Source organism: Bacillus sp. FSL R12-0074, from assembly GCF_038005725.1.
Taxonomy (GTDB): Bacteria; Bacillota; Bacilli; order Bacillales; family Bacillaceae_G; genus Bacillus_A; species Bacillus_A mycoides.
The window spans coordinates 1-14,110 of sequence record NZ_JBBOTR010000005.1 but is presented as its reverse complement, the minus strand read 5'-3'; the positions used below and the strand labels follow the sequence as shown (position 1 = coordinate 14,110).

General features: G+C 35.5%; 27 protein-coding genes and 1 pseudogene. 1 reads left to right on the top strand and 27 read right to left on the bottom strand.

Going from position 1 to position 14,110, the window contains the following annotated elements; all coding sequences use genetic code 11:
• Positions 1-7: 7 nt before the first annotated feature.
• From NSS97_RS29795 to NSS97_RS29740, 12 genes and pseudogenes are all read right to left on the bottom strand, one after another.
• Positions 8-370: a hypothetical protein gene (locus tag NSS97_RS29795; protein ID WP_341115249.1), complete on the bottom strand. Its 363-nt coding sequence runs from the start codon at positions 368-370 to the stop codon at positions 8-10.
• A gap of 18 nt (positions 371-388) precedes the next feature.
• Positions 389-955: a major tail protein gene (locus NSS97_RS29790; protein ID WP_341115248.1), complete on the bottom strand. Its 567-nt coding sequence runs from the start codon at positions 953-955 to the stop codon at positions 389-391.
• Positions 956-1,285 carry a hypothetical protein gene (locus tag NSS97_RS29785; protein WP_341115245.1) on the bottom strand — a complete coding sequence of 110 codons (330 nt, stop codon included), beginning with the start codon at positions 1,283-1,285 and terminating at the stop codon, positions 956-958. It lies immediately after the preceding gene.
• The gene (locus NSS97_RS29780; RefSeq protein ID WP_341115335.1) at positions 1,282-1,626 is read right to left on the bottom strand and encodes an HK97 gp10 family phage protein; all 345 of its coding nucleotides are present in this window, start codon (positions 1,624-1,626) and stop codon (positions 1,282-1,284) included. Before NSS97_RS29780 ends, NSS97_RS29785 begins: the two co-directional genes overlap by 4 nt.
• A gap of 1 nt (position 1,627) precedes the next feature.
• The gene (locus NSS97_RS29775; RefSeq protein WP_341115241.1) at positions 1,628-1,927 is read right to left on the bottom strand and encodes a phage head closure protein; all 300 of its coding nucleotides are present in this window, start codon (positions 1,925-1,927) and stop codon (positions 1,628-1,630) included.
• A complete protein-coding gene (locus tag NSS97_RS29770) occupies positions 1,924-2,196 on the bottom strand; it encodes a head-tail connector protein (protein ID WP_341115240.1) in 273 nt (90 codons plus the stop codon). Before NSS97_RS29770 ends, NSS97_RS29775 begins: the two co-directional genes overlap by 4 nt.
• Positions 2,197-2,198: 2 nt before the next feature.
• The gene (locus tag NSS97_RS29765; RefSeq protein WP_341115239.1) at positions 2,199-2,489 is read right to left on the bottom strand and encodes a hypothetical protein; all 291 of its coding nucleotides are present in this window, start codon (positions 2,487-2,489) and stop codon (positions 2,199-2,201) included.
• Between the two features lie 36 nt (positions 2,490-2,525).
• Positions 2,526-3,692, bottom strand: a complete 1,167-nt coding sequence (locus tag NSS97_RS29760; protein ID WP_341115236.1) for a phage major capsid protein — start codon at positions 3,690-3,692, stop codon at positions 2,526-2,528.
• A gap of 13 nt (positions 3,693-3,705) precedes the next feature.
• Positions 3,706-4,290: an HK97 family phage prohead protease gene (locus tag NSS97_RS29755; protein ID WP_341115234.1), complete on the bottom strand. Its 585-nt coding sequence runs from the start codon at positions 4,288-4,290 to the stop codon at positions 3,706-3,708.
• The gene (locus tag NSS97_RS29750; RefSeq protein ID WP_341115232.1) at positions 4,241-5,467 is read right to left on the bottom strand and encodes a phage portal protein; all 1,227 of its coding nucleotides are present in this window, start codon (positions 5,465-5,467) and stop codon (positions 4,241-4,243) included. The genes NSS97_RS29755 and NSS97_RS29750 overlap by 50 nt, the downstream gene beginning before the upstream one ends.
• Before the next feature lie 15 nt (positions 5,468-5,482).
• Positions 5,483-7,169, bottom strand: a pseudogene (locus NSS97_RS29745) (terminase large subunit).
• Positions 7,132-7,899, bottom strand: coding sequence for an HNH endonuclease signature motif containing protein (locus tag NSS97_RS29740; RefSeq protein WP_341115230.1), 768 nt, complete (start codon positions 7,897-7,899; stop codon positions 7,132-7,134). Before NSS97_RS29740 ends, NSS97_RS29745 begins: the two are co-directional and overlap by 38 nt.
• An 88-nt stretch (positions 7,900-7,987) precedes the next feature.
• Between NSS97_RS29740 and NSS97_RS29735 the strand changes: the two genes are divergently transcribed.
• Positions 7,988-8,134 (top strand): ribbon-helix-helix protein, CopG family, encoded by a 147-nt coding sequence (locus NSS97_RS29735; RefSeq protein WP_341115227.1) that lies wholly within the window; start codon positions 7,988-7,990, stop codon positions 8,132-8,134.
• A 14-nt stretch (positions 8,135-8,148) separates the two neighbouring features.
• Here NSS97_RS29735 and NSS97_RS29730 read toward each other — a convergent pair whose 3' ends face one another.
• The 15 genes from NSS97_RS29730 to NSS97_RS29660 form a co-directional block, all read right to left on the bottom strand.
• Entirely contained in the window at positions 8,149-8,520 is a 372-nt protein-coding gene (locus tag NSS97_RS29730) for a hypothetical protein (protein ID WP_341115223.1), read from the bottom strand.
• 101 nt (positions 8,521-8,621) lie between these two features.
• On the bottom strand, positions 8,622-8,876 hold the full coding sequence (locus tag NSS97_RS29725; RefSeq protein WP_341115221.1) for a hypothetical protein: 255 nt from the start codon (positions 8,874-8,876) through the stop codon (positions 8,622-8,624).
• Entirely contained in the window at positions 8,863-9,171 is a 309-nt protein-coding gene (locus NSS97_RS29720; RefSeq protein WP_341115219.1) for a hypothetical protein, read from the bottom strand. Before NSS97_RS29720 ends, NSS97_RS29725 begins: the two co-directional genes overlap by 14 nt.
• Positions 9,171-9,473 carry an HNH endonuclease gene (locus tag NSS97_RS29715; protein ID WP_341115218.1) on the bottom strand — a complete coding sequence of 101 codons (303 nt, stop codon included), beginning with the start codon at positions 9,471-9,473 and terminating at the stop codon, positions 9,171-9,173. Before NSS97_RS29715 ends, NSS97_RS29720 begins: the two co-directional genes overlap by 1 nt.
• 169 nt (positions 9,474-9,642) lie before the next feature.
• The gene (locus NSS97_RS29710; protein ID WP_341115217.1) at positions 9,643-9,867 is read right to left on the bottom strand and encodes a hypothetical protein; all 225 of its coding nucleotides are present in this window, start codon (positions 9,865-9,867) and stop codon (positions 9,643-9,645) included.
• Positions 9,854-10,036 (bottom strand): hypothetical protein, encoded by a 183-nt coding sequence (locus tag NSS97_RS29705; RefSeq protein ID WP_341115215.1) that lies wholly within the window; start codon positions 10,034-10,036, stop codon positions 9,854-9,856. The genes NSS97_RS29710 and NSS97_RS29705 overlap by 14 nt, the downstream gene beginning before the upstream one ends.
• Positions 10,037-10,061: 25 nt before the next feature.
• Complete coding sequence (locus NSS97_RS29700; RefSeq protein WP_341115213.1) at positions 10,062-10,277, bottom strand: hypothetical protein; 216 nt, start codon at positions 10,275-10,277, stop codon at positions 10,062-10,064.
• Positions 10,278-10,322: 45 nt separating this feature from the next.
• The gene (locus tag NSS97_RS29695) at positions 10,323-10,571 is read right to left on the bottom strand and encodes a hypothetical protein (RefSeq protein WP_341115212.1); all 249 of its coding nucleotides are present in this window, start codon (positions 10,569-10,571) and stop codon (positions 10,323-10,325) included.
• Positions 10,572-10,863: 292 nt separating this feature from the next.
• Positions 10,864-10,986, bottom strand: coding sequence for a hypothetical protein (locus tag NSS97_RS29690; protein ID WP_341115210.1), 123 nt, complete (start codon positions 10,984-10,986; stop codon positions 10,864-10,866).
• A gap of 11 nt (positions 10,987-10,997) precedes the next feature.
• Entirely contained in the window at positions 10,998-11,237 is a 240-nt protein-coding gene (locus tag NSS97_RS29685; protein ID WP_341115207.1) for a hypothetical protein, read from the bottom strand.
• Between the two features lie 10 nt (positions 11,238-11,247).
• Positions 11,248-11,490 (bottom strand): hypothetical protein, encoded by a 243-nt coding sequence (locus NSS97_RS29680; RefSeq protein ID WP_341115205.1) that lies wholly within the window; start codon positions 11,488-11,490, stop codon positions 11,248-11,250.
• 765 nt (positions 11,491-12,255) lie between these two features.
• Positions 12,256-12,711 (bottom strand): hypothetical protein, encoded by a 456-nt coding sequence (locus NSS97_RS29675; protein WP_000182202.1) that lies wholly within the window; start codon positions 12,709-12,711, stop codon positions 12,256-12,258.
• 138 nt (positions 12,712-12,849) lie between these two features.
• On the bottom strand, positions 12,850-13,479 hold the full coding sequence (locus NSS97_RS29670; protein WP_341115203.1) for a Holliday junction resolvase RecU: 630 nt from the start codon (positions 13,477-13,479) through the stop codon (positions 12,850-12,852).
• A gap of 2 nt (positions 13,480-13,481) precedes the next feature.
• Positions 13,482-13,658: a hypothetical protein gene (locus NSS97_RS29665; RefSeq protein ID WP_341115202.1), complete on the bottom strand. Its 177-nt coding sequence runs from the start codon at positions 13,656-13,658 to the stop codon at positions 13,482-13,484.
• Between the two features lie 29 nt (positions 13,659-13,687).
• The gene (locus NSS97_RS29660) at positions 13,688-13,870 is read right to left on the bottom strand and encodes a hypothetical protein (protein WP_341115200.1); all 183 of its coding nucleotides are present in this window, start codon (positions 13,868-13,870) and stop codon (positions 13,688-13,690) included.
• Positions 13,871-14,110: the final 240 nt, after the last annotated feature.

The window sequence follows — 14,110 nt, the reverse complement described above, 5'->3', positions numbered from 1 at the left end:
TTTTTCTTTATTTTTTTTTTGCTCCCATAGTAACTTGAACTAATTCCATAACTTCTGGCATAATTTCTTCAATCGGGAATTCTTCAAATCCATCCAACCACGTCATAGGATCAGGAATACTTGAATCAGCTGTTTTAGCGTATAACCAAGTCAAATCATAAATAAGTTCAAAGTCTACCTTACTTATATCAACATTTGACATATCAATAGGTTGTTCTGATCCATCTGATGAGGTTAAAGCATTAATCGCCCCTAACCCCATCAAATCTGCAAATAAATTGCGTCTAAATTGCGCTTTATAACGTTTAACCGTTGCCGCTGTAGCTTTTAATCGAACCTGTTTACCATCAATTATGATTGTCTTTTCCATCTATTTATGCCCCTTTTATTATTTTTTTTTATAAACTTCCGTGTACCAACCATCATAAATAGCTTGAGTAGTATTAGAAGTCGTTTTTGTTTTAACTACACGTTCCCCATTAAGATCGATAGGACTAGCAACGAATTTCAACTCATTTGTATTAGGCTCAGCGGAGTTTGTTTTTGTTTTAGATGCAAGTGTTGGACGACTTGCTGAACAGTTATACATAACGTGACGAGTTGCTTTTTTATCGCCATCAAATTCAAATAACATTGCAAATGATTTCCCTTTTGCATCCGCTAACTCATTTAACACACCATCAACTTCATCTAGACGTTCACCTAATGCCTCGATAGCGAATTGCTCTGGAATATTCGCAATAGATAACGTTCCATCATAACCTTGGTTATTACTTGCAGCGTAATAGAGCATATCGTCAGCGTAAAATTCAATTAAATCACCACGTGGTTCAAACGTTAATTCAACCCCACCTGGCATTGGGATTGGCGAATCAAAAGTGACTACATTATTTAGTACACTGTATGGAGCAAAATGAACTTTTTTTAAACCGAATGTTACTTTATTGTTTTCCATTTATATCAACCTCACTTCATATGTTTTTTGATGCATTTTTTCAGAATCTATAAAAGCCTCAAATGATTCATAAGGTATCTCATGATCATCTAAGGCTTTTTCTAATTTGGATTCAGCAACCAAATCCTTTTTTATTGTATAAAGCTCAATACTTACATCATTTATTTTGTGATAAACCTTGTTATCGGCTGGCATATTAGGAGAGCCATCCACAAGATAGCAAATGTAAGGAGGCGAAGGTAACTTATTACCTTGTGTTTTTGTGAAATGCGAATAAGCCACAGGATAACCTGTAGCATCAAGAATCTTCTTTAATTCAATTAAATTCATTTTTGAACCACCTTTTCTACACGTCTAGGTAATTCATCAATTACATATTCTTCAACTGGACGGATGTGGACTTTTGCAGGAACTCGACCACCACCAACTTTCGCATGTCCCTTTTCTAAAAGGTGTGTTAGTTGTCCTTTGGTATTATGAAGAACAACTCCATTCCCTTCTTTTTTCTTACGCCAACCTTTACGATAACCACCAGTTTTTTTAGGACTACCTTGTTTTAATTTATCTACAGCAATATCTGCTATATCGTCGATTTCATTTTCTAAATCTTCTTCCACAACATTTGTATATCTTTGCAATTCTCTAGCAATCTCACTAGCGAAATTATTAATACTAGCCACCAATGTCCACCTCACAATACAACTCGATTTTTTCATCATCTCTTTCGTATGTGCGGTAAATGTTATATGTTTTTTCACCATATTTAACTTTCACTTCTTCTTGATAGTCAAACAAATGGATGATCAATACACAACTAGCTTTAATTCCACTCTGCCCTGCTTGGAAAAATTCTGATTGTGGAACAGACTTCTTTCTACAAAAGACTTGTCTACTAAATAATTCGACTTGTTCTATTTGTCCTAAGTCATCTTCAACTGTTTTAAACTCTGAAAAAAATAGAATATCGTTCATTTATAATCACCTGCTAATGTCAGGTGGTTTCTTAACATGTTAAAAGATGATTGGAATCGTTCAGCTTCCTTTGCATCTGGAATAAAGTTAGCTTTTACATACGTAATAATTGCTCGTTTAATTAATGGATCTTCATCATCGTTTGCTTTAATGCCAGAAACACCAGATAGCATTAAATCATGTCGTGATGCTTCAATTAAGTCTTCAATCTCATCGTTAAGAGCATCATGAGATACACGTAACGCCTTTTTAACATCTATAAGGATCATGGTTATTCACCTAATTTGTTTAATTCATTTAATGATTTAAGTGCAGCATCTTTACCTTTTACCTTTTCACCATTTGGTAACTGATAATATCCACCACCAACATGAGTTAGTTCATTAACTTCCTTATCAATTTCTTCAACCGAACCTTCATTTAAAAACCCTTCGTCTTGGAGAAAAATGATTCGTTTCACATCATTAGATTCATATGAATCTCCAATACTATAATGAACATCAGTGAATTTATCTCGAAATGCTCTTTTAACAACACATTTCTTCAATGTATTTGAGTCCACTGTTAAACCTCCATTTCTCATAAAGAAAAGCGGCTATTATACAGTAGCCGCTTTTTTAACACGTAAGAATCCATTTTTAGAAATTACGTTACCACCAGCAAAAACAGATCCTCTATGGGCAATCATACCTTGCTTGAATTTGAAATCAGTAGAACGTTGTACATCCATATCAGAGAAGATAGTAAGTTGATAGTTTGATAACGGGCCATACGCCATGTTGTATTGACCAGCAGTTGTTTTAGAATCAGAAATTGCTTTACATGCGCTATTGATAATAAATGGTACACCATCAATCGTTCCTGAATTGCCATGAGAAACAACGTTGTATACTTTTTTACCATCAGAAGTACGAAGCTTAGCAAATGCTTTTAAATCTTTTTTGTTTAGAATTAACACCGCTGCATCTTCAACATCTTCATCTCCACCATAGCTATAAATGATGTCGTCTAATGTTGATTCATCAATCTTCGAAATTTCTAAATCTGTTGCTACATCGATTGCTTTAGCTGCTGTAGAGAAAATACCAACAAGACGATTCGTTGCGCCTGTTCCAATTAAAATTTCACGAGTCATTTTTTTACGTGTTGCAACAGTAATACCTTTCATTACTTCACCGTCATAGTCTGCTGCCGGTAACTTTTGAAGTTCTTCAGTGTCTTCTGAGTAAGCCGTGACCTTAGCTTTTGTAATATCTGCATATCCGAACGTTGTTTCAGCTGATGTGTAATCAGTTCCTTCGGCAGTATAATCACCTTCACCATATCCATTAATATATGGTTGTTGGTAGCTTTCACCGCCTTTTAATGTTTTCGTAGAGACACGATCAATTAATGTAGATACTTCGTTAAATGTAGGTCGAATATCTGAAGCGCTATGCTTTGGAAGCACTACATTACTACTTCCTACAGTTACAGCACGATTTTCTATCAATGCTTGCCCACGTTTTTCTGATGCTTCTAACTCCACATCTTGTTGCGGTGGCTCATTGTTAAACGTTTCAACTACTGTACGTTTTTCTGGCTCGGCATTGTTATTAATAACTTCAGCTTCTTTCAGTAAACGTTGACGAGTTTCAATTTTTGTTTGTTCTTCGCTTAGCTCGCGTAATTCAGTTTCTAATGCTACTAAGTCAACTTCTCCAGTACCTTCTAATGCTGTGCGGATTTCCGTTTTACGTTGTAAAATTTCTTGTAATCGATTCATATATCATTCTCCTCTATAAGTAAGTTTTTAAGATTAGTTTTTTACGTAATTCTTCTTTCTGTTTTCTTTCTTCATGATGTTTATATGGATCGTAACCTCTCGCGCTAACTTCCGAATCAGGATAAGCGGGAAAGGCGACTGCGCTAACTTCTAATAACTTAGCTTTAGTTACTGTTCGTAACATTAAATCATCGTCAGGTTCATCTATTTCCTCAGTGATCATACTAAAACCAAAGCTAACACCATCAACATCGCCACGCTTAATCGTTTCATACGTGTCATTTCCAAGTGTTGTTTTTGGTAATGTCAATTCGAACCTTAATCCAATGGAATCCTCCGCTAATTTCAAAGTGTTGTTCTTTGTTCTACCCAATACTTTAGAAGTATCATGTGCCCACAAAAAACGTTGGTCATCTTTTTGCAATGATTCTAAGAACGCACCTTGTCGGAATTGCTCGCGGAATTTTCGATAATAACCCATAACTACTGAATTCTTTTCCCACTTCACAGCGTATCCCGATAGCATTTTATTACCGTGTTCATCTTCTCTAATTTCTATTGTTTGCGTTATTAGTTCCCTTTGTTCCGTTTTGTTCATTATTCTCACCTCCTTCACCAGTAACTTTTCCATCTTTAACTAGAGCTGTATCTAATCTGCGAATTGGTTTATCTCCGCCTTCTATTGGTCCGAGAGAAAGAATTGAACGCCATTCATTCGGTGTCATAGCTCCTCTATCTACCATTTGAACTAAGTCCATCTTTGTCCCCAAAGAAGCATATTGAAGTGAAGAGGATTCAAAGATAATCTTGTTACCAAACCCTCTTTCTCGACGTGAAAAAAGCTTCCTGGTATATTCCCCAGCAAGCTGCATTGCGAATGGTTCGATTTCTGACTCATAATAAGCTGTCCATTCGTCTTCGTTATATTTACTTTGAATGATTTTATCGTTTGTATTAAAGAAATTGTAAATACGCTGTACAGTTTCTTGCATTTGTTTTGAATCCGGTACAAAAGCTTCAGGTTTCACTTGCTCTAAATCATAACGCGGATCAGAAGAAGCCGCGCCACCATCGTTCGCGATATTTAAATAGTTATTAACGAAGTTTTTCACCTGATTATCAATATCTTCTTGCTTCAATACCGATTTAAATTTAAGAATCCACTTTACTACCGCACTATTCTTAATCGCTTTAACAATACCTTGATCTGTAGTGGTAACAATCTCCATTAATTGTGCCAATGCATTACCTGGATGTTCGCCAAAGAAGTCATTATCATTAAAATCTTTTCGCAAATGAATTACATCTGTATAAGGTATCGTCATTTGCTTTCCATTTTTAAAATAGAACTTTAAAAAGATATCTCCTTGTGCCCCTTCAACAACTTCTACTGTTGTACATGGAATAGGATATATCTCAGTAGCGTATCCGATATCATCACGCTTAATATAAGCAAATGCATTGTGATTCAGTTCCAATTGAACAGCCATTTTTTCTTGGAACATTTGTCCCGTCATTAATGGGTTGGGCTCTTCCAACAAAAACTTCATATACGGCTCTGGATTAACCTTAAATTCAGTAGTGTTATCTCGAATATGCTTAGCTATAAGTTTACCAACCGCTTTCGCTTTAGGTCGTATGCAAGCTCGAATAATATCACTCTGATATATGTCACCGTTCCAAGCAAAAAAGCCTCCGCCATTATCGTTTATCATTTCAAAACGAGTTGTAGTAGGGGCTTGTTTCTTTCCAAATATCTTATCAAATAATCCCAATTTCTCACCTCCTTCTTAAATCATGTTGAGGTAATCATTCCTCTTATCTTGAAGGATTACATAAGCGTTTAAGAGCGCCGCTGTTCCATCAATACGGCGTCTTTGATTCTTTGTTTTATTCGGTTGGATGTTTAAATTCTTATCAATATCAATAGCTGTATTAGAAAGACACCATTTATCAATTGGATTGTTATTATAGTTCACTAATTTAGATTCTAAATCGGCTCCTAATAGCTTCATTGGACTAGAAAGGGTTTGTTTACCTTGAGCAACAGGAATCATAGCTTCTTTCCCAAAATAACCTTCCATTTCTTCCACCCAATAATTTGCGCTCCACCTATCGTAACCAATCCAAGGGATATAAATGCCGAATTCATCTCTAATTTCTAAGAACCATTCAGTAACAAATTTATAATGAACTGAATTGCCTGGTGTAGTCCTTAATAATCCTTGTTCATGCCATAAATCATACGGAATATCATCTTCTTTACTTCGTTGTTCTAGTAAATCTTCAGGCAACCAATACATTTGTTTAACATAGATATGTGGATCATCAGAAACCATAAAAATAACCTTCGCTGCTGTTAAATCGGTTGTTGAGGATAAATCACAACCACCAATTCCATACGAAGGTTTTAATTCTGCTACTTTATATTTAGATGTATTATTTAATTGTTCAAAGGTTAGCCAAGCTTCTGTTGATGTTTCACGAATATTAAAGTCCTTTGTAAGTAAATTCTTAACAAGCATAGGATTTGCTTTTGCCTTTTCAACTTTACTTCTAAGTTGATCCTCATTTTTGATAGTTCCTAATCCTGGATTTGCTTTTTTCCAACACTTTGGGTCTATCCATTCTTCCCTTTTATCAAGTTCATAAATAATAGGAAGAACTCTTTCATCTTTGTAACCTTCTGGGTCGTCATAACCGTTTATAATACGTTCGGCTTCTTCATATTTAATATCAAAGATTCCTTCTCTTACAGTTCCGGCAGTCGTTGTAATAATAGAAATTGGTTGTTCACGAGCCGTCATACCATCAACAATAACGTCATAAAGATTCTTATCTTCAATAGCATGTAGTTCATCTATTAATGAACAATGTACATTAAGTCCATCAAGTGTATTTGAATCACTTGAAAGAGGTTTGAAAGAACCATCGTTAAAATCTGAAATCATTTCAGCTACTAACGTACGAATTCTTTTAGAAAGGACTGGTGATTTTCTCACCATTCTCTTTGCTTCAGACCAAATAATTTTAGCCTGATCTTTTTTAGTTGCTGCTGATACTATTTCGGGTCCTGGTTCGTTATCAGCAACCATTAAATATAAAGCAATTGCAGACCCCCAAGCCGATTTTCCATTTTTCCGGGCAACAATTAACATAAACTCACGGTATTTTCTTATACCATCTATTTTATGAACAAAACCAAATAAAGCGGCCGTCATAGCTTTTTGCCATAATTCTAGTAGAAAAGGTTTACCGCCAAAGACGCCCCTTCGAATGTTTACAGAAGTTTTCGATAAACTCTATAGCGTGATTAGCACGTTTGTAATCATACTCCCATTCGCTTTCTTTATTATACAAATCAGATACTAGTTTTTTATAAACACGGTTGACTTTATCACTAACAACTTCTTCACCATTTACAATCCTGTTGTTATATTCAACAATAGGATTGTGATTTAATGGATATTTTTTCATTAGAAGAGGACTCCTTTCTTTTAAAATCGAGAAATAAACCAAATTGCGCCTTCGTGTTATTACCATAACCATATTCTTTATGAAATTCTTCATGATGATTTCCGCATAATGTTACACCGTTATTAATATCAGTTCGTTTTTCTTTGCACCAATTATAACCATCTAAATGATGTGCAACTAATCCTTTACCTCTATACCCACAAACAACACAAGTGTAATTGTCTTTTTCATATACTTCCTTTGTCCACTTTTTACTTTCAAGTGTTTTTCTTCGTTTAACTCTATCTTCATCACTCAAATCATAATTATAACTAGCGCTATTTTCACCTGAAAATCTTCCCAGTTGTTCCGCATGTTTTCCGTTACATTTTTTTGAACAGTAATGATATTTAAACTTAGAAAATTGTCCTATTCGCTGACTTATTTTATCACCACAATAATCACAGTGATATTCCACTTCTCCACCTTGCCAATTCCAGTGTTTTTCTTTTTTTCTCAATCCGTTTTCTTTTGTATATTCACTTTCACAATGACGAGAACAATATTTCTGTGTTTTCTTATGCGTTTTAAAATCATTATCGCATTGTAAACACTTATTTTTATATCTTTTACTCATTTCATACTCGCATTTTTTACAAGCATTTCTATATCCATCTTTCATTTCTTTTTGCTTTGAAAACTCATTAATATCCTTTTCAATACTGCATTTCTTACAAACTCTAGTTTTCACTGTTACCACCTCTATTTATATTATATCACAGTGACATCACCTTTACGATACAGTTAAATCACTTTATAATATAATCGAGGTGATAAAAATGACGATTTCAAAAGATAAAACAAGATATTCTTTGAGTATCGAGAAAGAAGTTAAAGAAAAATTAGAGCAAGAAGCAAAGAAACAAAATAGAAGTTTGAACAATCTTATAGAGACAATTCTAAAGAACTACATCACTAATGAATAGTGAGGTAGTTCTAATCATCTATCCATCACAAACTCATCGAATCCATCACTCTTCTTTTTTGGCTCTGGTGGTATTTTAGGAACATAGTCGCCAAGTTGTTTCATGATAGATTGGTAATTTTTATTCATCGATATATAGCGCCGAGCTTGTGGACGTTCTCTTTCATATGGCTCTTGAGTCTCTGATTGTGAGAACAATTCGTCATAACCGTTCTCATCGAGATCCTTTCGAATATCTTCTAACCGAACTCGCAAGTCTGCCGCTTCAACAATTAGTCCCTCTACAACCAAGAGGGTATCTTTTGGCATATCTTTGTATATCCTTTTAAGTCTGTTTATTTCCTTTTTAACACGCTCTTCTTTTGTTAGATCTTTTTTAATCGCCATCAATAACACCTCACTTCTTTCATTTTGGGGTAGGGGGGTCACGCGGAATGACCTGTGTGTTACACGAAGCTCCCCTCTCGGTCCCCCTACGAGCCTTTGTTTTATTTTTGATAGGGGGGGTTTACTTCTTTTTTCTCCTGACTGTTTTCTTCTAATAAACCATGAATGAATTTATCTATTACACTTGCACCGGCTTCTTTCATTTGATTTGGCGTTGAATTATTAATAATCTTTTCTAATTCTTCATCCAATTGTTTTAATGAATGATTACCTGAATTATTATTAAGCACTTCCTCACCTAGTCCTTGAACGAATGCACCAATGACAATCGCCTTCTCAAGTTTAGTTAGTTCCATTTATCAAACTACCTCCTTCACTCCAATTGCATCCTGCACAACACTTAACATAAGCAACCGAACCACCATCAGCAAATACTTCTGTAGTATCTATAGGTCCCTCACAGTGAGGACATACTTCTATATCTATCGGTTTCACAGATAACACGTTATTAATATTGAAATAACTATTACCAGCATTTAATACACCATTACCTTCATTAACATTAAACAGTCTAATATCACCAATAACTATATCTGTACTACCATCAATGAGTGTTACCTTGTTTGCCTTAATCTTCTTACTACTACTCATTAACTATCCCTCCTAATCAAATCACCATTCTCATCAAACATCACACCTTCTGCTACAGGACTATTCTTCTCATGATGCTCACGGTTGTGACAATCCTGACACAGTAGTTCTAAGTTACTGAAGCTTAACGTAATCTCTGGATCATTAATGTTCTCAGGCGTTATGTAGTTCTTATGGTGAACAATCTTCCCTGCTTTCACTGTACATCTCTCACACAATCCATGTCTGAATTTATAATAAGAGTCTCTGCACTTCTTCCATGCAGAACTTTTATAGAATTTTTTAGCATATTCTTTTGCCATTCACCCACCTCACGATAATCTCTTCTATAGAATAAAAGCACGAATGGTACTAAATATTAAAAATGATTCGAATTATATATTTACCAAATAAATACAAGCTGGTATAATAAAGGTACATTGTCATCGGACGAGACTTGAAAGCCAACAAGTTTCGTCCTCTTTTTTATGTCTACTCCTTCAAAAACTCATCAATTGTCTTATCTAACACACTAACAAGCGCCTCTCGTACTTGTTTCGGTGTTGTATCGTCATTCATTTCGTTATACATCGCAACTGCTTTTTCTAGCTTCTGCGGTTCAATGCGTTCCTTTACCAATTCCACTCCGAGAATATTATTGATTAATCTTCCTATTACTACTGCTTGTTCTTGTTTATTTAGTTCAGTTAGTTTCATTTGCTCTCACCTTCAGTTCTAAATCGCCAATATATTTCTTTAATGAATCTACATTTTCATTCAATGCATTAATCCGTCCTTGCATGATCATTTTCTCCGCATACATTTGTTGTGCTGTCGTTTCTAAGACTTCAAGCCTATGATTTATAACATCTTTATCTTCCATCATTCATCCTCCTCATGGTAGTTCCTAATTAAAATAGATTTGCATGAATCTTGTTAATTAAGTCTTCATGTTTCATTTCTTTGTATTCATCAAACGGTATTGATAATTTTCCAGACAAGCAGTTATCCCCTTTGATTAATTCATATCGAATGACCGCATCAGTTGACTGCAAACGCAGTTCCTTGTCTCCCATTCTTGTCACTTCGATATACTCAATACTTACATCGTCAATGTAAATATTCATCTAATCACTCCTCTTCTGTAAAATAAAAAAAAAGCAGCGGATTCGCTACTGTAATTGTTCTACTATCTCATTAAATATCTCATGTCCTTTTTCTGGGTATCTTTCTAATCCACCATCCGCAAAGTATTCACCTTCGTTACTAATCATCTCAATTAGTACGTCACCGTCTTCCCAAACCTGCAAAGAGAATGCAACGCATGACTCAAATTCTTTTAGTGCTTCTTCTCTGTCTGTGGTAGCTAACATAATATCCGTATCAGTGTTGTCCCACATCACAACTGTATAGATCAGCACGAAATCACCTCAAAAGAATCTTATTTTGAAAAATACATAACACGAAACTAATTTATACAGGGAAATGAATAATATACACAATATTACTGCGTATAACATGCATTATGTAAATTAGGTAACTGGGAAATGCCATGGTATCAGCGCTTTTGTAATTCCCTATGAATAAGAGGTATTCATAATTTTATACATTGGCTTTAAAACGCTATTTTCAGCACCTAATCACCGTTATTTCCTGCATAAACTTCACTTTGTTAACTATCTCTATTTTCGTTCGTTGTGTTCGTTTGTTTTGTTAGCTCTCTTCCTCTTCGTAATCCTCAACTTCATTTTCTTCCATCCCGCACTTATGACAGAAGTTAACATCACAACATGGGCAATGTACCCACCACTCATTACAATTTGGACATTGATCCATAACTTCACCACCTAAATATCAACTTGATAATTTGAATACTCCATATTACTTAACTTCTCAAGGTTTTCTCTCATTTCCACCGCTCTATCTCTAGCTGCAGTAATATCATGTGTTGTATCAGCTGGATCAGGATAAACAATTTCATCACAAATCTCCAAAAAGTAATCGGCATCAATCTTTCCTTGCAACCACATCTTTGCATATAAATTAAGGTCATCAAGTTTCTTTTGTTGAGATTGTGTTAACTCCATCCTATCGCCCCTAACAAGTAGTCCTATCTCTAATAAGCATCGGCTTACGATTCAATACCTGCGATTTCATAACTTTAACTACAGTATGAGGGAAAATAGTGCATTTTATATATTCCGGTTCTTCCTCATACACACTAGCGTCTTTGATTAGTTCGTTTAATTCTCCAAACTGTTTACTCATATCACTAAAAGCCTTACGTAACATATCAAATGCTTTGTCTAATGCTCCTCCACAAACAACAATCACCTTCATCCCCACACTCCTTATCTTCCCTTATCACTCTCAACTGCTCCATTTCCTACTCTATAACCGAAATAGATTACCAAGAAAGTAACAAGTGTACCTGTAAAATACCCTAAAAAGAAGCTTAACCAAGTCATGCTATCACTTCCCATTCAAATATCCATTTCATTCATATTCACGTTTAATGTGTAATTTCTATATAACAAAGAAAATTATTCTCTCTAAACCCGGAACTAACGGACGATACAAGCGATCGGCTAATTCCTGGTTTACAAAAAACAAAAAGCCATCACCGAAGTGACAGCTCTAAAGGGGATGGGAGAAAAGAGAGAAAACAAATGGCAATAAGCATCTCTTCATTTCAAGGCTGAGTACTCTCAACCTTCTCCAAGCCACCGCATCGATAGTATGGCTACACGCCCTGTGTCGGTGACTGGGAGAAGAATAAGAATCTTCTCGTTTATACTCCGTAGAGTCGGCTACTTAATGTCATTTTCACCATTTACGTTTGCACAATGTGATTATATCCAAGACGCATATGTTTCTTCCTACGCCTTGTTTGAACCAACACACAAGACTGAGGGGAATGTTCAGCTGTATTGGCTCAAACAAAGAGCGGAAGCTCTCTGCTCGTTTAGACCTATATTTTTAAAAAAATCCAGTTCATCCGACCGAACGAACCATCACCACATTTGTAAAGCAATCCATCTCGAAATCAAGAACTTTGAAGTAGTTTCCGCTACCTCTCAGTAATAATAGTGTATCACCTAATTATCAAGAGCAGTGTGTCATCGTTGTGGCATGATTGTGGCTTCTTTTCATTTTGCTACTCACTCTTCTAATATGGTCATAGCTATAACCTAGCTCACTAGCGACCTGTTTTAAATTGAATCCCATTACATCTCGTAAATATATAATCTGTTGTTCTAGACCTTTCTTTTTGCTCATAATAAACTGCGCTTCTCCCATTAATCCTTTCTTATCTGCAATACGTTGTTTTAATCGCTCTGACTTCTCCATAATACGATCATGACGACCAGCTATTTCATCTAAAGCTAACGGAATTTGTCCACCTGTTACACGATCCTTGCTATAATCAGTAACTCCATTGAACTTAGGAGCATTCATATGCATGTTTTTCATTAAGTATTTGTGCTCTAATTTAAGGTCCTTTAGTTCAACTTCCATTAATTCGATTTCTTCGCCTAAGTTTTGATAAATGTTTGTCATGGTAAATCCCCCTATTTCGAATTTGTCTTTTTAACATCACATAAGGTACGTGAAATTTTACTATCTCATTGTTGAATAAGGGAACATCGCGCATTAACATAGCCCCCACCACACTATTGCGCATTGTTCCGTTATCCATTAAACCTTTAATAATTTACGTTTCTTGTTGGCCATCTTCTCTTTTGCTGCTTCAATGTTATTTGCTACCCTCTTATGGTCCTGATCAAATTGAATCATGCCATCAAACATAACTGGTGCTACTGCTTCATCTACGTATTGTAAGTAATCCACTGGCGCTCGTTCTGTCTGTTCTACTAAGTACCCATAAATATCAAAGTCTGCTCTTGGTATCGACTTCTTACCTTTTGGCTGCTGTGACATCCTTACATAAGATTGAATGACTGATAGTGGTATCGCAAATGTTGACTGGTCCTTGCTAAACCCAATAAGGAAGAAACAAATCGCTCCCATCTTCTCCGCTGTCTCTAGATAATCCAATTGGTGCTGCGCGATGTTCTTTAAATCAAATCTATTTATCTCATTTGTAGACTTTGCTTCAAACGCTACTGCTCGTCCTTTATATACGCCGTCATAATCTACTGTACTTTTAGACTCGTAATAACCATCTTTCACACGTCCATAAACCATTTTTAATACCTTCACAGGAGTCGGACGCTTGTTTATAAGCGCCACTCCCTCGCGTTGATACATTTCATTCGATAGATTAATAAGCTTCTCAAAAGCCATTCCACGGTTACCTTGTCCCATTTTTATTCCTCCATTTCTTTCTTGCAGTCTTCAAGAAAATCAATAACTTCCTGAATATGTTCCCTTGTTGTCATACTCTCCATTACATATCCTTCATCGTTATAAACATTAACCTTATTTCCTGTAAACTCCATTCCACACATTCCATCCTCACCCAATAGCTTTACGTTCTCTTCCATTCACCTAACCTCACTTTCTATTCAAAGGATTATTTTATTAAGTTATGTTTATTTAACCGAAACCGAGTTTCCATACCTTTTATATTTTTCTCATACACTGGCATTACATATGTCTCTTCATTGATGTACAAATGTAACTCTACATATTGTTTTTCTTTATTCCATCCATAAGAAGCCAATGGTACCATTTTAGGCTCTGCTTTTTCTGCCATTTCACTCTACCCCCTGAATAAAACTCAATATCCTGTTAATACTAATCACAACTACTTCTTCCCCGAAGTAGTGCTTCCAACAAGTTTTTGGAGCAGTTAGCTTTTGCTAGCTGCTCTTTTATATCATTCAGTATCATAATTAGGATTACATGATTCTCTTTCGATGTCATCCATATGCTCATAGCTACAAGAGAAACATATTTCCTCGTCCTCATCTATTTCATCATCACAATAAAAACA